18 protein-coding genes are annotated in these 16,807 nt (G+C 72.2%); 15 read left to right on the forward strand and 3 right to left on the reverse strand.

Annotation, left to right across the window (positions count from 1 at the left end):
* The first annotated feature begins 1 nt into the window (after nucleotide 1).
* Together ACIRNI_RS28950 and ACIRNI_RS28955 are read left to right on the forward strand one after the other, a co-directional pair.
* Nucleotides 2-634 carry a dihydrofolate reductase family protein gene (locus tag ACIRNI_RS28950; RefSeq protein WP_403555857.1) on the forward strand — a complete coding sequence of 211 codons (633 nt, stop codon included), beginning with the start codon at nucleotides 2-4 and terminating at the stop codon, nucleotides 632-634.
* 80 nt (nucleotides 635-714) lie between these two features.
* Entirely contained in the window at nucleotides 715-1,635 is a 921-nt protein-coding gene (locus ACIRNI_RS28955; RefSeq protein WP_403555859.1) for a DMT family transporter, read from the forward strand.
* Nucleotides 1,636-1,721: 86 nt separating this feature from the next.
* Here the strand turns inward: ACIRNI_RS28955 and ACIRNI_RS28960 are convergent, their stop codons facing one another.
* Nucleotides 1,722-2,423, reverse strand: coding sequence for a lytic polysaccharide monooxygenase (locus ACIRNI_RS28960; protein ID WP_403555861.1), 702 nt, complete (start codon nucleotides 2,421-2,423; stop codon nucleotides 1,722-1,724).
* A gap of 244 nt (nucleotides 2,424-2,667) precedes the next feature.
* Between ACIRNI_RS28960 and ACIRNI_RS28965 the strand changes: the two genes are divergently transcribed.
* The 6 genes from ACIRNI_RS28965 to ACIRNI_RS28990 all read left to right on the forward strand — a co-directional run bounded on the left by ACIRNI_RS28965 (nucleotide 2,668) and on the right by ACIRNI_RS28990 (nucleotide 7,574).
* Nucleotides 2,668-2,997, forward strand: a complete 330-nt coding sequence (locus tag ACIRNI_RS28965) for a polyprenyl synthetase (RefSeq protein ID WP_403555863.1) — start codon at nucleotides 2,668-2,670, stop codon at nucleotides 2,995-2,997.
* Nucleotides 2,998-2,999: 2 nt separating this feature from the next.
* A complete protein-coding gene (locus ACIRNI_RS28970) occupies nucleotides 3,000-4,118 on the forward strand; it encodes a polyprenyl synthetase family protein (protein WP_403555865.1) in 1,119 nt (372 codons plus the stop codon).
* Nucleotides 4,119-4,186: 68 nt separating this feature from the next.
* Nucleotides 4,187-5,347: an oxygenase MpaB family protein gene (locus ACIRNI_RS28975; protein WP_403555867.1), complete on the forward strand. Its 1,161-nt coding sequence runs from the start codon at nucleotides 4,187-4,189 to the stop codon at nucleotides 5,345-5,347.
* Between the two features lie 40 nt (nucleotides 5,348-5,387).
* On the forward strand, nucleotides 5,388-6,572 hold the full coding sequence (locus ACIRNI_RS28980; RefSeq protein ID WP_403555869.1) for a cytochrome P450: 1,185 nt from the start codon (nucleotides 5,388-5,390) through the stop codon (nucleotides 6,570-6,572).
* A 10-nt stretch (nucleotides 6,573-6,582) separates the two neighbouring features.
* Nucleotides 6,583-7,017, forward strand: coding sequence for a PaaI family thioesterase (locus tag ACIRNI_RS28985; protein ID WP_403555871.1), 435 nt, complete (start codon nucleotides 6,583-6,585; stop codon nucleotides 7,015-7,017).
* A gap of 239 nt (nucleotides 7,018-7,256) precedes the next feature.
* On the forward strand, nucleotides 7,257-7,574 hold the full coding sequence (locus ACIRNI_RS28990) for an Imm51 family immunity protein (RefSeq protein ID WP_403555873.1): 318 nt from the start codon (nucleotides 7,257-7,259) through the stop codon (nucleotides 7,572-7,574).
* 182 nt (nucleotides 7,575-7,756) lie between these two features.
* Here the strand turns inward: ACIRNI_RS28990 and ACIRNI_RS28995 are convergent, their stop codons facing one another.
* Together ACIRNI_RS28995 and ACIRNI_RS29000 are read right to left on the reverse strand one after the other, a co-directional pair.
* Nucleotides 7,757-8,728, reverse strand: coding sequence for a hypothetical protein (locus ACIRNI_RS28995; RefSeq protein ID WP_403555875.1), 972 nt, complete (start codon nucleotides 8,726-8,728; stop codon nucleotides 7,757-7,759).
* 88 nt (nucleotides 8,729-8,816) lie between these two features.
* Nucleotides 8,817-9,824 carry a Gfo/Idh/MocA family oxidoreductase gene (locus ACIRNI_RS29000; RefSeq protein WP_403555877.1) on the reverse strand — a complete coding sequence of 336 codons (1,008 nt, stop codon included), beginning with the start codon at nucleotides 9,822-9,824 and terminating at the stop codon, nucleotides 8,817-8,819.
* Between the two features lie 211 nt (nucleotides 9,825-10,035).
* On the opposite strand from ACIRNI_RS29000, the gene ACIRNI_RS29005 reads away from it, so the two are divergent.
* From ACIRNI_RS29005 to ACIRNI_RS29035, 7 genes are all read left to right on the forward strand, one after another.
* Nucleotides 10,036-10,761 (forward strand): GntR family transcriptional regulator, encoded by a 726-nt coding sequence (locus ACIRNI_RS29005; RefSeq protein ID WP_403555961.1) that lies wholly within the window; start codon nucleotides 10,036-10,038, stop codon nucleotides 10,759-10,761.
* A gap of 135 nt (nucleotides 10,762-10,896) precedes the next feature.
* Nucleotides 10,897-11,901 (forward strand): substrate-binding domain-containing protein, encoded by a 1,005-nt coding sequence (locus tag ACIRNI_RS29010; RefSeq protein ID WP_403555879.1) that lies wholly within the window; start codon nucleotides 10,897-10,899, stop codon nucleotides 11,899-11,901.
* 152 nt (nucleotides 11,902-12,053) lie between these two features.
* Nucleotides 12,054-13,049 carry a sugar ABC transporter substrate-binding protein gene (locus tag ACIRNI_RS29015; RefSeq protein WP_403555963.1) on the forward strand — a complete coding sequence of 332 codons (996 nt, stop codon included), beginning with the start codon at nucleotides 12,054-12,056 and terminating at the stop codon, nucleotides 13,047-13,049.
* Complete coding sequence (locus ACIRNI_RS29020) at nucleotides 13,046-14,119, forward strand: ABC transporter permease (RefSeq protein ID WP_403555881.1); 1,074 nt, start codon at nucleotides 13,046-13,048, stop codon at nucleotides 14,117-14,119. The genes ACIRNI_RS29015 and ACIRNI_RS29020 overlap by 4 nt, the downstream gene beginning before the upstream one ends.
* The gene (locus tag ACIRNI_RS29025) at nucleotides 14,116-14,955 is read left to right on the forward strand and encodes an ATP-binding cassette domain-containing protein (RefSeq protein ID WP_403555883.1); all 840 of its coding nucleotides are present in this window, start codon (nucleotides 14,116-14,118) and stop codon (nucleotides 14,953-14,955) included. The genes ACIRNI_RS29020 and ACIRNI_RS29025 overlap by 4 nt, the downstream gene beginning before the upstream one ends.
* Nucleotides 14,956-15,079: 124 nt before the next feature.
* A complete protein-coding gene (locus ACIRNI_RS29030) occupies nucleotides 15,080-16,246 on the forward strand; it encodes an ROK family glucokinase (protein WP_355353024.1) in 1,167 nt (388 codons plus the stop codon).
* A complete protein-coding gene (locus ACIRNI_RS29035; protein WP_403555885.1) occupies nucleotides 16,243-16,803 on the forward strand; it encodes a hypothetical protein in 561 nt (186 codons plus the stop codon). Before ACIRNI_RS29030 ends, ACIRNI_RS29035 begins: the two co-directional genes overlap by 4 nt.
* Nucleotides 16,804-16,807 lie beyond the last annotated feature (4 nt).

The raw sequence follows: 16,807 nt of genomic DNA on the forward strand, positions 1-16,807 counted from the left end.
CATGGCCACGCTCGCCCTCACCACCTTCATGACGCTCGACGGAGTCATGCAGGCCCCCGGCGGCCCCGACGAGGACCGCAGCGACGGCTTCGAGTACGGCGGCTGGAGCGTGCCGTTCGTGGACGAGGAGTTCGGCCGGTTCATCGACGAGGTCTTCCAGCGCGTGGACTGCTTCCTCCTCGGCCGGCGGACGTACGAGATCTTCGCCTCGTACTGGCCCAAGGTCACCGACGAGAACGACCCCGTCGCGAGCCGCCTCAACACCCTCCCCAAGTACGTCGTCTCGACCACCCTCGACCACGCCGACTGGCACAACACCACCGTGCTCAAAGGCGACCTGGCCGAGGAGGTGAACCGCCTCAAGCAGCGCCCCGGCCGCGAGATCCAGGTCCACGGCAGTGCCCGCCTCGCCCAGAGCCTCCTCGCGCACGGCCTCGTCGACGAGCTGAACCTGCTGGTCTACCCCGTCTTCCTCGGCAAGGGCCGCCGCCTCTTCCCCGACGGCGGGACCCCGACCGCCTTCGAACTCACCGGCCACCGCACGACCACCACCGGCATCGCCATCCAGACCTACCGGACCGCCGGGCCCGCTCAGTTCGGCTCCTTCGAGCTCGACGTCGACCTCGACCGGTGAGCGCGGCCCCGGTACGGTGATCGTCCGCGTGCGAGCCGCCGAAGTCTCCACACCGCCTCGCCCGTTGGAGATCCAGGCGCATGTCGTCGCTCGCCGCATCCGCACCCCCGTACGCCCGGAGGGCGTGGCTCACCGACCTGCCCGTCCTGCTCGTCGCGGCCGTCTGGGGCGCCAGTTACCTCGCCGCCAAGGGCATCACCACCGCGCACACGGTCATCGCCGTACTGGTGCTGCGCTTCGCGGTCGTCCTGCCCGTGCTCGTCGCCGCCGGATGGCGAGCGCTGCGCGCGCTGACGGCTGCCCAGTGGCGCGGGGCGGGAGCCCTCGGAGCCGTACTGAGCGGCATCTTCCTGCTGGAGACGTACGGCGTCGTCCACACGTCCGCGACCAACGCCGGGCTCATCATCAGCCTCACCATGATCTTCACGCCGCTCGCCGAGGCGGCGCTGACCGGGACCCGCCCGTCCGGCTCCTTCCTGGCCGCCGCCGGGACGTCGCTGGCGGGCGTGGTGCTGCTGACGCAGGGCGGGGGGCTCACCGCGCCGTCGGGCGGCGACCTGCTGATGCTGCTCGCCGCACTCGCGCGTACGGTGCATGTGCTGGCCATGTCCCGCATCAAAGCCGTCCAGGGCGCGGACTCGCTCTCGCTCACGACGGTCCAGCTCGGCGGCGCCGTGGCCGTCTTCGCCCTGATCGCCGTCGTCGTGCCCGGGACCGGCGCGTCACCGTGGGCGGTGGCGGCGGGCTTCGGGGCGCGTGAGTGGGCCGGGCTGCTCTTCCTGGCCGTGTTCTGCACCCTGTTCGCGTTCTTCGTGCAGATGTGGGCGGTACGCCGCACCTCGCCGTCCCGCGTGAGCCTGCTGCTCGGCACCGAGCCCTTGTGGGCGGCGGCGGCCGGGATCGCGGTCGCCCGGGAGCAGGTGGGCGCGGTGGGCCTCGGCGGTGCCGCGCTCGTGCTCGCCGGGACGTGGTGGGGGAGGAGCGCCGCGGGCCCGCGGTGATCGGCGGCACCGCGGGCCCGGGCTCCGATGTGGCTCAGCAGCTCACAGCAGCTCAAAGCGGCTGAGCAGCTCAGTGGCTCAGTGGCTCAGCCGAAGTTCACGTCGCTGCACAGGTAGTACGTCTGGTCCATGTGCGAGGCCTTCCAGATCGTGTAGACGACGTGGTGGCCCGTGCGGCCCGGAGCGCTGACGTTGTCGATCACGTAGTTCTGGCTCGGGGCGTAGCGGCCGGTCTGCTTGACCAGTTGCAGGTCGCTCCAGCTCAGCGCCTGGGTGGCGGGGTTGAAGCCCTGCTTGGTGACGTAGACGAGGAAGTAGTCCGCGCCGTGGCTGGCCTGGTCGAAGAGCTTGACCGTGAAGTTGCTCGTGACGTTCGTGGTCTTCCACGGGCCGACGGCGTCCAGGGCGTTGTAGCGACCGCCTTCGGCCTGGCCGCCGCTGCACAGCTGGCCGTTGGGGATGGCCGCCTGGTGGTTGCCGCCGACGCCGTTGCGGTAGAGGCCGTTCCAGTTCCACATGGCGTTCGGGTTGGCCTGCCACGCCTGCCAGCACATCGGGTCCTGCTGCTGCATGGCCGGGTTCATGTGGTCGCTGCCCCAGCGTAACCAGCAGCCGTAGTTGCGGGACGCCGGGTCGACGACGGAACCGTGCGCCGAGGCGGTGCCGGACCAGGGGATCAGGCTGAGCAGCGCCGCGGAGAGCAGGGTGAGCAGGTGCACCGCCCATCGGGGTCGGCGCGGACGGCCCGCGACGGTGCGGGCGCGACTGTCGAGAACATGACCAGTCATTGTGCGGCTCCATCTTCCGGTTGAGTGGGGTGCCGGGTGGATGGGAGCGCTCCCAGACCCTGTGCTACCCATCGCCATGCCGCGGGAAACACGCCTGTCGTTTGTCACCCATTGGGGTATTCGCCGATCTTCGGCGCTCCCGCGCCGCCATGATCGGGTCGGGTCGGGCGCCCGGACGGGCGTCGCTGCTCGACCCGCGCTCTCTGGGACTTCGCGAACTCTGGGACATGGGGACTCTACGGACATGACGCACACGACACGACGGGCGAGCGGCCCGGACGGGCGGGCGGTGCTGCTCGCCGCCGGGCTGGCCGATCTGGCGGTGAGCGCGGTCGGATCGGTGGCGGGCACACTGGGCACCCTGCTGCGCCGGTCGGACGCGGTGGATCTCGCCCGCGACGCCGAACGGGACCTGGAGGCGCGAGGCCGCCTCGCCCTCGACCGGTACGCGCACGTGCCCCCCGCGTACCTGGAGGTGCTGGCCCGGCACGTGGTCGAGCGGCGGGCCGCCGCCGACGGCCGGACCGCCGACGGCCGGACCACCCACCGCCGGGCCCCTGACGGTGATGTCTGACGATGTCCGACCGCTGGGACCCGGCCGCGTTCAAAGCCCGTATCGACGGCACACTGCGGGACTTCCTGGCCGAGGAGGCCGACCGGCTGCTGGACATCGACGACGACCTGAAGCCGGTGGCCGAACAGCTCCAGGCCGCCGCCCGGCACGGCAAGCGCCTGCGGGCGGCGTTCTGCTACTGGGGCTGGAGAGCGGCCGGGCAGCCGGACAGCGACGCCCTCGTACGCGCGGCCGCCTCGATGGAGCTCGTCCACGCCGCGGCGATCGTGCACGACGACCTCATCGACGGCAGCACCCTGCGCCACGGCCTGCCCACCGCCCACCTGGCCCTGGAGGCGGCCCTCGCCGGCCGGCCCCGGGAGACCGCCGCCACCGCCCGCTCCCTGGCCATGCTCGTGGGCGACCACCTCATGGCGCTGGCGGGGGAGCTGTTCGCCACCAGCGGCCTGCCCGCCGCGTACCTCTCCCGCGCCCGACCGCTGTGGGCCACCCTCGCGCGGGAGCTGATCGCGGGGGAGTGCCTGGAGATCCTGCGCACCGGAACCACGCCGGACCTCGGCGCCTCGCTGCAGGTCATCCGCTACAAGACCGCCAAGTACACCGTCGAGCAACCCCTCCTCATCGGCGGCCTGCTCGCCGGCGCCGGCCCCGCACTCCGCGAGGGCTACTCCGCCTACGGCCTGCCGCTGGGCGAGGCGTTCCAGCTGCGCGACGACCTGCTCGGCCTGTTCGGCTCCTCCTCCCGTACCGGCAAGGCGGACCTGGACGACCTGCGGACCCGCCGCCCCACCGCGCTGCTGGCCGAGACCTGGCGCGCCGCCGACCCCGAGGGAAGACGGCTGCTCGCCCGCATCCTCGAAGGCACCGAAGGCACCGAAGGCACCGAAGGCACCGAAGGCACCGAAGGCACCGAGACCGGAGAGACCGGTGAGACCGGGGAGGGCGACCTGGCGGCCGCACGCGCGCTCATGGCGCGGGTCGGGGCACCGGAGCGGATCGAGCACCTGATCCGCGGGCGCGTGGAACAGGCCGTCCGGACCCTGGACGAGCTCGACATCCCGCCGTACGCGCACCGCGTCCTCACCGACCTGGCGAGGCGGGCCACCGACCGCCTGCACTGACATCCCCCGGCCCTCCACCCCTGTCCACCCCCGTCCCCGCCGGCGCGGCCCCCCTCAAGGAGAGAGCGATGACCTACACCGAAGCTTCGATGGACGCCCTGCGCGACAAGGGCGACGAGCTGGCCGACGCCGTCGTGGCCACGCTGTTCGCGCGGGGAGAGGTGGGCACGTTCAACACCCTCATGCGCTACGTCTCCGCCGCGGGCGCCCCCCTGCCGGACGGACTGCCCGACGTCGCCCGCGACTACCTGCGGGAGACCGCCGCGCCGCCGTCCTGGGTGGACTGGGAGGAGATGGAGAAGGCGCGGCTCTTCTTCATCGACAACAACGTGCACATCTCCACCGCCCTGTCGTTCGCCTCCATGCCCGCCTGCTACGTCGTCCCGCACGTCGCCAGGCTGCTGTCGACGACCCACGGGCTGAACTACCCCAACAAGCGCATGGCGGAGACCGGCCAGTTCACCGTCCACCTCATGCAGCCCGGCGCGTTCGAGGCCGGCAGCCGCTTCATCCCGGCCGCCCAGAAGGTACGCCTCCTGCACGCCTCCATCCGCCACCACCTCCGGCGCGAGGACCGCTGGGACACCGGTGCCCTGGGGGTGCCGATCTGTCAGGAGGACATGCTCGGCGGGCAGATGTTCTTCTCCCTGCTGGTCCTGGACAGCCTCCACCGGCTGGGCATCCACATGAGCGAGGAAGGGGCCGCCGCGTACTTCTACGCCTGGCGCGTGGTGGGCGCCATGCTCGGCGTCGACCAGGACGCCGTCCCGCACACCCTGGAGGAGGGGCGCCGGTTCCTGGACCTGTACATGGTCCGCCACATGGGCCCCAGCGAGGAAGGCGTCCGCCTCACCCGCCAGCTGATCGACCTGTACGAAGAGGTCGTCCCCGGGACCTTCTTCGACCCCGTCGTCTCCGCCCTGATCCGCCACCTCATCGGAGACACCTGCGCCGACTGGCTCGACGTCCCGCGTACCGCCTGGGACACCGTCGTCAAGGCGGCCCCCCACCTGCTGGGGGTCCTGGAGACCATCGAGGACCGCTCGCCCCTCGGCGCCTGGGCCCTGGACCGGCTCGGACACCTCACCACCGTCTTCGAGCTGTCGTCCCTCACCCGGGGCCGCGTCATGCACTACGCCATCCCCGAACACCTCAAGAAGGACTACGGCGTCAGCGCCACCGTCCCCCCGCGCCACCGCTGGACCCCGCCGCCCGCCACCGTCTCCTGAGAGGCTGCCCCGCGCCGCCGCCGGCGCGTAGGCTGGGCCGATGGCCATCGTCGATCTCGGCGCGTACGGCGAGGAGTTCAACGCCGACCCGTACCCGTACTACGCCAAGCTCCGCGACAGCGGACCCGTCCACCACGTCCGTACGCGCCTCGGCCACGAGGTGTGGCTGATCGTCGGCCACGCGGAGGCGCGAGCCGCGCTCGCCGACCCGAGGCTGGCCAAGTCGCCCGCCGCCGCCGGTCTCCCGAGCATGCTCGACGAGCAGCTCATCGGGCCGCACCTGCTGGTCGTGGACCCGCCCGACCACACGCGGCTGCGCAAGTTGATCGCCCGCGAGTTCACCGGGCGGCGCGTGGAGGCGCTGCGGCCGCGCGTCCAGGCGGTCACGGACGAGCTGCTCGACGCCATGGACGTACCCGAGCGGCGCGCCGACCTCGTCGACGCGCTCGCCTTCCCCCTGCCCATCACCGTCATCTGCGAACTGCTGGGCGTGCCCACCGCCGACCGCGCCCGCTTCCGCGCCTGGTCCACCGAGATCGTCGCCCCGACCGGCGCGGACCCCGAGCTCGAAGCCGTACAGGCCCTCGGCGCGTACCTCGACGAACTCATCGAGGACAAGCGCTCCTCCCGCCCCACCGACGACCTGCTCTCCGCCCTGCTGCGTACGCGCGCCGAGGACGGCGACCGGCTCTCGGCCGCCGAACTGCGGGCCATGGCGTACCTGCTGCTGATCGCGGGGCACGAGACGACCGTCAACCTCGTCTCCAACGGGATGCGCGCCCTGTTCGCCCATCCGGAGCAGATGGCGGCGCTGCGCGCCGACTTCGGGCTGCTGGACGGAGCGGTGGAGGAGATGCTGCGGTACGACGGGCCGGTCGAGACCGCCACGGCCCGGTTCGCCCTGGAGGCCGTGCCCCTCGGCGACACCGTCATCCCCGCCGGCGCGACCGTCCTCGTCGGCCTCGCCGCGGGCGACCGCGACCCGGCCAGGTTCACCGACCCCGACCGCTTCGACATCCGCCGCGACACCGGCGGCCACCTCGCCTTCGGCCACGGCATCCACTACTGCCTGGGCGCCCCGCTGGCCCGCCTGGAGGCCCGCATCGCGCTCCGCGCCCTGCTGGAACGCTTCCCGTCCCTCGAACCCGACCCCTCCGCCGGCCCGCTCGACTGGCTGCCCGGCCTCCTCATGCGCGGCGTCCGCCGCCTTCCCGTCAGGTGGTGACGAACAACCCATGAACGAATCCGATCTCGACCTCGCCCTCGCCCAGAAGGCCCTCGACAGCCAGCCCTTCAGCCGGCTCCTCGGCGCCCGCATCACCGCATTCGGCGACGGCCGCGCCGTGCTGGAGCTGGACATCCGCGAGGAGCTCCACCAGCAGAACGGCTTCCTCCACGGCGGAGTCCTCTCGTACGCCGCCGACAACGCCCTCACCTTCGCCGCCGGCGCCGCCCTCGGCCCGGCGGTGCTGACGGCCGGCTTCTCCATCCAGTACGTCCGCCCCGCCACCGGCCGCACCCTGATCGCCCGCGCGTCCGTGGTCCACGCGGGGCGACGGCAGGCGGTGGTGCGCTGCGACCTGCTGACGGTCGACCGGGAGGGCGGGGACGAGACGCTCTGCGCGGTGGCGCAGGGCACGGTGCTGTCGGCCCCGCAGACGGGTGGCTGACGCGCGCGGCGGCGTGGACCGCGTACGGCGATCCGTCGAGGGTGGGAGGGCGCCGGGCGAAGCCCAACTCGGTGGGTGAGCAGGCTCGGCGGCGTTGTCAGTGGTGTCTCCCAGCCTGTTGATCACGACAGCGGCGGTGCGGGGCTGAAAAGGTTCACCGGGATCGGCAGCGGCGAGGGACCGGACGAGCAGTGTGAAGGAGTCGGCAGCCCGCGCAGTGGCCGTGAGAGGATCGCGCCGTGACCATCCACCTGCATGCCTTCGACGGCGAGCACTCGTTGACGTGGGATGCCGGCGGCCTGGCCGCCGATGCCGCAGTAGCCGCCGCCGGGCACGAGCCGAACGGGTACTTCTGGGAAGGTCTCGTGCGGTTTGCCTGGCCGGACATTGCCGAGCGCCTCGATTTCGACAGCGAGGCCGGAATGTTCTGCGCGGTCGGGAGTTCGAGCGACCTCGCGCAGCTTAAGACGGCCGTTGCATCCGTCATCACGAGCCCCGAGGCGGTCCGCGACATCATTGCCCGTGCGGAGACCGCGGGCTTCGAATTCGACGACTAGGGCCTGTCTGTAGTCGCGATGACGCGGCAGGGCGGTTGACGCCTTCGGCGAGCGGCCGATTAGGGTCCGCGCCATGTCTGTCGCGCCCGTTGTCGCCCCTGTTTGCTCCGGCTGCGGAGCCCGATCATCATCGGCGCATGCGCACACGAAGGAAACCGCTCACGGCGGGAACACCCCCGTGCTCATGCTTCCACGCGCAGCCAGGTGTCGCCCGCGCGGAGCCAGAGGGAGCCGTCGCGGCCCTGACCGCAGCGGAGGACGACGCGGCCGGGCACCCGGAGCCGGTGGCGGCTGGTCACGGCCCAGGTGGTGCCGGTGAGCTCGGCACGTATGAGCTCGACGGACCGCTTGTTGTGGTTCCTGCGAGTGAGGAGCGCCCGGTTGCCGCGGACGGCGAATCCGTCCGGATCGGGGAGGGGGCTGGGGTAGCTGACCACGTCGCCGGTGGACGGGGTGATCCGCGTCAGGAAGGTGCCGCCGGTGCTGCTGCCGGAGTACCAGACGAGCCACACGTGTTCGTCCTCGGTCGCGGCGGTGCAGCCTTCCAGGGGGTGGGCGGGCAGCCGTCCCCCGGGTGCCCAGGCCGCCTGGCCCCGGGTGTTCCAGCCCGCGAGGCCCGCTCCCGACTCGGGGTGGCCGCCGTAGACGCCCTCGTCTCCGTAAGCCGTCCAGATGCCTCCGTGGACGTCGGTGACCAGGGCGGGGATGTCGTCGCCGACGCAGAACTCGGCTTCGGGGGTGCCCGAGGGGGAGAACACCACAGCGTTGGGCGTCCAGGAGCCCCCGGGCTCGTTGCGGAACGTCCGGCCGCTCACCAGCAGGAACCGGGAATCCGGGAGCAACGCCAAGTGGCTGGGCCGCACCCGGATGTCTTTCACGACGGTGCGCCGCTCCTCCTGCCCCGCGACGGTGACCAACTCACCGGTGAACGGCGTGTCCGCGCCCCAGCCGATCCATCCCTTGATGGAGCGCCTGCGCTCGAGGTGGCGCCGGTGGACCAGCATGACCGCGAGCTCCCCGGCGGGCCCGACGCTCCACCACAGGGCTTTGAAGCCCTTCACGGCGTCGGCGGCGGGCAGCCGCCACACGTGGTGGAGCGCGGCATCGGAACGAGCGGTCGCCGGGCGCGGGTTCAGCGGGTTCAGCGGATTCATGGGCAGTCGCCTTGGGGACTCCGGGGGCCGAGCCGCCCGAAGAGAGCGACCTTACCCGGCCTCGGCGACAGCGACTGCGCGCGGGGCCTCACAGCGCGGACGCGATCTCCTCCAGCCGTACCGGGCGGCGCTCGCGGCGCGACAGTTCGCACGCCTCGGCGATGCGCAGCGCCCGCAGGGCCTCGTGGCCGTCGCAGGGGTTGTCGCGCTCGCCGCGCGCCAGGCGGACGAAGGCGTCGAGCTCGGCTTCGTACGCCGGGGCGAAGCGTTCGAGGAAGCCCGGCCACGGTTTGTCGGCCGGGGGAGGGCCGAGGGGTTCGGTGGAGGTGAGGGGGGTGCGCTCGTCGAGGCCCACCGCGATCTGGTCGCGTTCGCCGGCCAGTTCCATGCGGACGTCGTAACCGGCGCCGTTGCAGCGGGTGGCGGTCGCGGTGGCGAGGGTGCCGTCGTCCAGGGTGAGGAGCACGGCCGCCGTGTCGACGTCGCCCGCGTCGCGGAACATGGCGTGCCCGGTGTCGGAGCCGGTCGCGTACACCTCGGTGACCTCGCGGCCGGTGACCCAGCGCAGGATGTCGAAGTCGTGGACCAGGCAGTCGCGGTAGAGGCCGCCGGAGAGCGGCAGGTACGCGGCGGGCGGCGGCGCCGGGTCGGAGGTGATGGCCCGTACGGTGTGCAGCCGGCCGAGTCGCCCGGCGCGCACGGCGTCGCGGGCCGCCCGGTAGCCGGCGTCGAAGCGGCGCATGAAGCCGAGCTGGAGCGGGGTGCCGGAGGACTCGACCTCGCGCAGCGCGGTGAGGGTGCCGGGCAGGTCGAGGGCGATGGGCTTCTCGCAGAAGGCGGGCAGGCCGGCGCGGGCGGCGCGGGCGATGAGATCGGGGTGGGCGGCGGTGGCCGAGGCGATCACGACGGCGTCCACGCCCCAGGCGAAGACGTCGTCGACGGTGGGGGCGGCGGTGGCGCCGGTGATGCCGGCGACCTCGGCCGCCCGTGCCGGGTCGGCGTCGGCGACCACGAGTGCCCCGACCTCCGGGTGGCGGCTGAGCACTCCGGCGTGGAAGGCGCCGATACGTCCCGTTCCGATGAGTCCGATGCGCATGGCCCCCAAGGTGGTGCCGGGCCCGGTGCCATGTCAAGCGTTTGTCAGGACAATCGGACTTCACGACTTCCCGTCATGATGGCATGCGGATACGCTCGGGGCCGTGCCCAAGCAGACCCCAGAAGCCCGAGACACGCGCGCCCGCGCCGGACGCGTCGCCGGCCGCGGCGGACGCGATCGCGACGAGGTCGCCCCCGTCGCGCGGCTCCCCCTGAGCGTCGACCGCACCAGCCCGGTGCCGCTCTACTTCCAGCTCTCGCAGCAGCTGGAGGCGGCCATCGAGCGCGGCGCCCTCACCCCGGGCAGCCTCCTCGGCAACGAGATCGACCTGGCCACCCGGCTCGGCCTCTCCCGGCCCACCGTCCGCCAGGCGATCCAGGCACTCGTCGACAAGGGCCTGCTCGTCCGCCGCCGCGGCGTCGGCACCCAGGTCGTCCACAGCCAGGTCAAGCGCCCGCTGGAGCTCAGCAGCCTGTACGACGACCTCGAGGCGGCCGGCCAGCGCCCCGCCACCATCGTCCTGACCAACCGTTTCCAGCCCGCCACCGCGGAGGTGGCCGCCGCCCTCGGCGTACCGGAGGGCAGCGACGTCCGGTTCCTGGAGCGGCTGCGGTTCGCGCACGGCGAGCCCATGGCGCGGCTGCGCAACCACCTGCCGCCCGGCCTGCTCGACCCTGCCACCGAGGAGCTGGAGGAGACCGGCCTGTACCGGCTGATGCGCGGCGCGGGCATCACGCTGCACAGTGCCCGCCAGTCCGTCGGGGCCCGGGCCGCCACCGAGCTGGAGGCGGAGCTGCTCACCGAGGAGCCGGGCGCGCCGCTGCTCACCATGGAGCGCACCACCTTCGACGACACCGGCCGGCCCGTGGAGTTCGGTTCGCACCTCTACCGGGCGTCGCGGTACGCGTTCGAGTTCCAGCTCCTCGTCCGGCCGTGACTCCGTCTCCGGCACGCAGCACACAGCGGGCGCGTAAGAATGTTCGGACAAAGTATTGACGGGTCGTCGCCACCGCCGTAGAAACTCACCCAGCCGCAACCGGGCGGCGCCGGGCACAGAAGGCGGACGACCACCATGCGAACCCCCCGCACGGCCGCAGCGGCCCTGCTGACCGCAGTCGCACTCACCGTCACCGCCGCCGGATGCAGCGACTCCGGCGGCAAGGACGCCGAGAACAAGCCCTCCACCCCCGCCGGCGGCGGCAGCCCCGCCACCAGCGACCGCATGACCATCGCCATGGTCACCCACTCCGGCGAGGGCGACACCTTCTGGGACATCGTCCAGAACGGCGCCGAGCAAGCCGCCGCCAAGGACAACGCCGCGTTCCTCTACGCCGCGAACAAGGAAGGCAAGGAGCAGGCCCAGCTCATCGACTCGTACGTGGCGAAGAAGGTGGACGGCCTGATCGTCACCCTGGCCAAGCCCGAAGCCGTCAAGGCGTCCGTCGCCAAGGCCGTCGCGGCCGGCATCCCCGTCATCACCATCAACTCCGGCGGGCAGCACTCCGCCGCGTACGGCGCCCTCACCCACATCGGCCAGGACGAGTCCGTGGCGGGCGAGGCCGTCGGCGAGGAGCTCACCGCACGGGGCAAGAAGAAGGCCCTGTGCGTCATCCACGAGCAGGGAAACGTTTCCCTCGAGGAGCGCTGCGCCGGCGTGCAGAAGACGTTCAAGGGCACCGTCGAGAACCTCAACGTCGAGGGCACCAACATGCCCGCCGCCACCTCCTCCATCGAGGCCAAGCTCCAGAGCGCCGACGACATCGACGCCGTCGTCACCCTCGGCGCGCCCTTCGCCGCCGCCTCCGTCAAGGCCAAGCAGAGCGCCGGCTCCCACGCCGAGATCGACACCTTCGACCTCAACGCGGCCGTCGTCGCCCAGCTCAAGGCCCGGCAGATCGGCTTCGCCGTCGACCAGCAGCCCTACCTCCAGGGCTACCTCGCCGTCGATGCGCTCCGGCTCCACAAGGACAACCTCAACGTCCTCGGCGGGGGCAAGCCCGTCCTCACCGGCCCCGCCCTCGTCACCGAGAAGGACGTGGAGCGGCTGGAGGACCTCACCGCCCGCGGGACCCGATGAAAACCGGACACATCGCCATGACCGATACTTGCCCAGTCGTACGGCAAGGACAGCGAACAGAGCAAAAGGGGCACGGCGTCGTGGCAAGGAGTCCAAGGAGTTCGAGGAGTCCGAGGAGTGCGGGGAGTTCGGAAGCAGCATGGCGCGGCGCCCTGCGCACGGCTCTCGCGGCGGCGCTCGGGCTCTCCCTCGCCGCAGCCCTCGCCGGGTGCAGCGCCACCGGCGGCAAGCGCGCCGAGGACGCCCGCAAGGCGGCCGCCGCCCAGGGCCGGGCCGCCGTGGACACCCCGAGGTGGACCGTCGCCATGGTCACCCACTCCGGCGACGGCGACACCTTCTGGGACATCGTCCAGAACGGCGCCAAGCAAGCGGCCGCCAAGGACAACATCACCTTCCTCTACGCCCACAGCGACGAGGGACAGCAGCAGGCCCAGCTCGTCGAGTCCTACATCGACAAGAAGGTCGACGGCCTGATCGTCACCCTCGCCAAGCCCGACGCCATGAAGGCGGCCGTCGCCAAGGCCGTCAAGGCCGGCATCCCGGTGATCACCGTCAACTCCGGCGCCGAGCAGTCCAAGGCCCTCGGCGCCCTCACCCACATCGGCCAGGACGAGAACATCGCGGGCGAGGCGGTCGGCGACGAGCTCGACCGGCGCGGCCGCAAGAAGGCCCTGTGCGTCCTGCACGAACAGGGCAACGTCGGCCACGAGCAGCGCTGCGCCGGCGTGAAGAAGACCTTCGACGGCGACGTGCAGAACCTCTACGTCGACGGCACCAACATGCCCGACGTCCAGGCGTCCATCGAGGCCAAGCTCCAGACGGACCGGTCCATCGACGCCGTCGTCACCCTCGGCGCGCCGTTCGCGGACGCCGCCGTCCAGGCGAAGAAGACCGCCGGGTCCGACGCCGAGGTCGACACCTTCGACCTGAACGCCAAGGTGGCCGCCGGCCTCAAGGCCCGGCAGCTCGGCTTCGCCGTCGACCAGCAGCCCTACCTCCAGGGGTACGAGGCCGTCGACCTGCTGTGGCTGCACCGCTACAACGCCGACGTACTCGGCGGCGGCAGGCCCGTCCTCACCGGCCCGCAGATCATCACCCAGCAGGACGCCGCCAAGCTCACGGAATACACGGAGCGGGGAACCCGATGACAGCGACCGCACCACCCGTCAAGGACAAGGACGGCGCCCCCGGCACCGGCGGCGGCGACGAGCGCCTGCTGCGCACCTCGCCGCTGCGCAGGCTGCTCGGCCGCCCGGAACTCGGCTCGGTCGTCGGCGCCGCCGCCGTCTTCCTCTTCTTCGCCCTCGCCGCCGACAGCTTCCTGCGCGCCTCCAGCTTCGGCACGGTCCTGTACGCGGCCTCCACCATCGGCATCATGGCCGTGCCCGTCGCCCTGCTGATGATCGGCGGCGAGTTCGACCTGTCGGCCGGTGTGCTGGTGACGACGTCGGCGCTCGTCTCGTCGATGTTCAGCTACCAGATGACCGCCAACGTCTGGGTCGGCGTGGCCGTCTCCCTGCTCGTCACCCTCGCCGTCGGCGCGTTCAACGGCGTCATGCTGACCCGCACCAAACTGCCGAGCTTCATCATCACGCTCGGCACCTTCCTGATGCTGACCGGCATGAACCTCGGCTTCACCAAGCTCATCAGCGGCACGGTCTCCACCAAGACCATCGCCGACATGGAGGGCTTCTCCTCCGCCCGCACCCTCTTCGCCTCGCACGTCACCGTCGGCGGCGTCGACCTCAAGGTCACCATCCTGTGGTGGTTCGCCCTGGTCGCCCTCGCCACCTGGATCCTGCTGCGCACCCGCTTCGGCAACTGGATCTTCGCGGTGGGCGGCAACGCCGACGCCGCCCGCGCGGTCGGCGTCCCGGTCCGTACGACGAAGATCGGCCTCTACATGGGCGTGGCCTTCTGCGCCTGGGTGTCCGGACAGCACCTGCTGTTCTCGTTCGACGTCGTCCAGTCCGGCGAGGGCGTCGGCAACGAGCTGATCTACATCATCGCCGCCGTCATCGGCGGCTGCCTGATCACGGGCGGGTACGGGTCGGCCATCGGCTCGGCGGTCGGCGCGTTCATCTTCGGCATGACCAGCAAGGGCATCGTGTACGCCGAGTGGAACCCGGACTGGTTCAAGTTCTTCCTCGGAGCGATGCTTCTCCTCGCGACCCTGCTCAACGCCTGGGTCCGCAAGCGTGCGGAGGCCACGGCATGAGCACCCCTCTCGTACAGCTCGACGACGTCAGCAAGTACTACGGCAACATCCGCGCCCTGGAGGGTGTCTCCCTCGAAGTCCACGCGGGCGAGATCACCTGCGTCCTCGGCGACAACGGCGCCGGGAAGTCCACCCTCATCAAGATCGTCGCCGGTCTGCACGCCCACGACGGCGGCACCCTGCGCATCGACGGCGAGGAGACCTCCCTCGCCTCCCCGCGCGACGCCCTGGACCGGGGCATCGCCACCGTCTACCAGGATCTGGCCGTCGTCCCGCTCATGCCGGTCTGGCGGAACTTCTTCCTCGGGTCCGAGCCCACCAAGGGCGCCGGCCCCTTCAAGCGGCTCGACGTCGACCTCATGCGGGAGACCACCCGAGCCGAGCTGCTGCGCATGGGCATCGACCTGCGCGACGTCGACCAGCCGATCGGCACCCTGTCGGGCGGCGAGCGGCAGTGCGTGGCCATCGCCCGCGCCGTCCACTTCGGTGCCAAGGTCCTCGTCCTCGACGAACCGACGGCGGCGCTCGGCGTCAAGCAGTCCGGGGTGGTCCTCAAGTACGTGGCCGCCGCGCGCGACGCGGGCCTGGGCGTGGTCCTCATCACGCACAACCCTCACCACGCGTACCTGGTCGGTGACCGGTTCGTACTGCTGAAGCGCGGTGTGATGGCCGGCAGCCACACCAAGGACTCCGTCACGCTCGACGAGCTGACCCGTCAGATGGCGGGCGGCAGCGAGCTGGAGGGCCTCCGCCACGAGCTCGAACGAGCCCCGGCCCCGCCCCCCGCCACCTCCCCGCCCGGCGCCCCCGCCGGCCCGCGGCCCGAGGCGCCGTAACCCCGCCGCACCGCCGCCCCCGTCCCCGTACCTGGCAGAATCGGGGGCGGCGGGCGCCGCCCGCCGCCGGCTCCGGCGCCCCACGCACCGCCCGGCCCACCCCCCACGAGGGACGACAGGACACGTGAGCACGTACCGCGACCCCGCACACCGCGGCTCCGCCCGCGCCACCGTCCTGCGCACCATCTCCGCCCGCGAACGCCGCTCCCACCTCACCGCCCCCCGCGTGCCCACCGTCGGCATCGACATCGGCGGTACGAAGGTGATGGCGGGCGTCGTCGACGCCGACGGCACCATCCTCGAGCAGCTCAGGACCGAGACCCCGGACAAGTCCAAGAGCCCCAAGGTCGTCGAGGACACCATCACCGAGCTCGTCCTCGACCTCTCCGACCGGCACGACGTCCACGCCGTCGGCATCGGCGCCGCCGGCTGGGTCGACGCCGACCGCAGCCGCGTCCTGTTCGCCCCGCACCTCGCCTGGCGCAACGAGCCGCTGCGCGACGCCCTCCAGGCCCGCCTCGCCGTCCCGGTCATGGTCGACAACGACGCCAACACCGCCGCCTGGGCCGAATGGCGCTTCGGCGCCGGCCGCGGCGAGGACCACCTCGTCATGATCACGCTCGGCACCGGCATCGGCGGCGCCATCCTGGAGGACGGCCGCGTCAAGCGCGGCAAGTACGGGGTCGCCGGCGAGTTCGGGCACATGCAGGTCGTCCCCGGCGGCCACCGCTGCCCGTGCGGCAACCGCGGCTGCTGGGAGCAGTACAGCTCGGGCAACGCCCTGGTCCGCGAGGCCCGCGAGCTCGCGGCGGCCGACTCGCCGGTCGCGTACAACATCATCGAGCGGGTCAAGGGCTCCATCCCCGACATCACCGGACCCCTCATCACCGAGCTCGCCCGCGAGGGCGACGCCATGTGCGTGGAGCTGTTCCAGGACATCGGCCAGTGGCTCGGCGTCGGCATCGCCAACCTCGCGGCCGCCCTCGACCCGTCCTGCTTCGTCATCGGCGGAGGCGTCAGCGCCGCCGACGACCTGCTCATCGGGCCCGCCCGGGACGCCTTCCGCCGCCACCTCACCGGCCGCGGCTACCGCCCCGAGGCCCGGATCGCCAAGGCGCAGCTCGGCCCGGAGGCCGGCATGGTCGGCGCCGCCGACCTCGCCCGGCTCGTCGCCCGCCGCTTCCGCCGCGCCAACCGCCGCCGCGTCGAGCGCCACGAGCGGTACGAGCGCTACGCCCAGGCGCTGCGCACCCCGCGCGGCGCCCGCTCCACCGAGGAACCGCAGCCATGACCGTGCCCCACCAGCCCGTACCCGAGCCCGGGGAGGACCGGCGGCACATGATCCGCCGCCGCTGGCTGACCGCGGTCGTCATCGCCCTGCTCATCGGCATCCCGGCCGGCTACCTCGTCATCTCCGCCGAGCAGAGCCGGAGCAGCGGCCGCGACAAGCAGGCCGAGTCCTCCGCCTCCGGCCTGCGCGACAGCTGGCCGTCCAAGATGAAGCGCCGCGTCTTCGAGGTGCCGATCCCCGGCGCGGCCACCGACGTGGCGTACTTCGAGACCAGCAACTGGAAGTCGAGCCGGCTGTACGTGCAGTTCACGACGGACGCCTCGGGGCTGGACGACTTCCTCCAGGACGTCGGCACCAGCCGCTCCGAACTGGTCGCGGACCAGATCACGATCGGCGAGCGCGACGCCCACACGGTCGGCTGGCACTTCCCCGACACGCACGACTGGGCCGGCACCACGCACCGGCGGCCCGACCCGCGGCCCACCCGCGACATCACGGTCGACCTCACCGACCCGGCGGCCCCGCGCGTGTACGTCGTCTCCACCGCGACCCCCTGACAAG

The sequence above is a fragment of the Streptomyces sp. NPDC093546 genome (assembly GCF_044765045.1).
In the GTDB taxonomy this organism is placed as follows: Bacteria; Actinomycetota; Actinomycetes; order Streptomycetales; family Streptomycetaceae; genus Streptomyces.

Excerpts from the sequence above, each read along its gene's own strand:
- ACIRNI_RS29035 (WP_403555885.1), top strand. The coding sequence starts at position 16,243 with ATGACCGTGCCCCACCAGCCCGTACCCGAGCCCGGGGAGGACCGGCGG.
- ACIRNI_RS28960 (WP_403555861.1), bottom strand. The coding sequence starts at position 2,423 with ATGACTGGTCATGTTCTCGACAGTCGCGCCCGCACCGTCGCGGGCCGT.
- ACIRNI_RS28975 (WP_403555867.1), top strand. The coding sequence starts at position 4,187 with ATGACCTACACCGAAGCTTCGATGGACGCCCTGCGCGACAAGGGCGAC.
- ACIRNI_RS28995 (WP_403555875.1), bottom strand. The coding sequence starts at position 8,728 with ATGAATCCGCTGAACCCGCTGAACCCGCGCCCGGCGACCGCTCGTTCC.
- ACIRNI_RS29000 (WP_403555877.1), bottom strand. The coding sequence starts at position 9,824 with ATGCGCATCGGACTCATCGGAACGGGACGTATCGGCGCCTTCCACGCC.
- ACIRNI_RS28980 (WP_403555869.1), top strand. The coding sequence starts at position 5,388 with ATGGCCATCGTCGATCTCGGCGCGTACGGCGAGGAGTTCAACGCCGAC.
- ACIRNI_RS28965 (WP_403555863.1), top strand. The coding sequence starts at position 2,668 with ATGACGCACACGACACGACGGGCGAGCGGCCCGGACGGGCGGGCGGTG.
- ACIRNI_RS28950 (WP_403555857.1), top strand. The coding sequence starts at position 2 with ATGGCCACGCTCGCCCTCACCACCTTCATGACGCTCGACGGAGTCATG.
- ACIRNI_RS29010 (WP_403555879.1), top strand. The coding sequence starts at position 10,897 with ATGCGAACCCCCCGCACGGCCGCAGCGGCCCTGCTGACCGCAGTCGCA.
- ACIRNI_RS28970 (WP_403555865.1), top strand. The coding sequence starts at position 3,000 with ATGTCCGACCGCTGGGACCCGGCCGCGTTCAAAGCCCGTATCGACGGC.
- ACIRNI_RS28955 (WP_403555859.1), top strand. The coding sequence starts at position 715 with ATGTCGTCGCTCGCCGCATCCGCACCCCCGTACGCCCGGAGGGCGTGG.
- ACIRNI_RS29020 (WP_403555881.1), top strand. The coding sequence starts at position 13,046 with ATGACAGCGACCGCACCACCCGTCAAGGACAAGGACGGCGCCCCCGGC.
- ACIRNI_RS28985 (WP_403555871.1), top strand. The coding sequence starts at position 6,583 with ATGAACGAATCCGATCTCGACCTCGCCCTCGCCCAGAAGGCCCTCGAC.
- ACIRNI_RS29025 (WP_403555883.1), top strand. The coding sequence starts at position 14,116 with ATGAGCACCCCTCTCGTACAGCTCGACGACGTCAGCAAGTACTACGGC.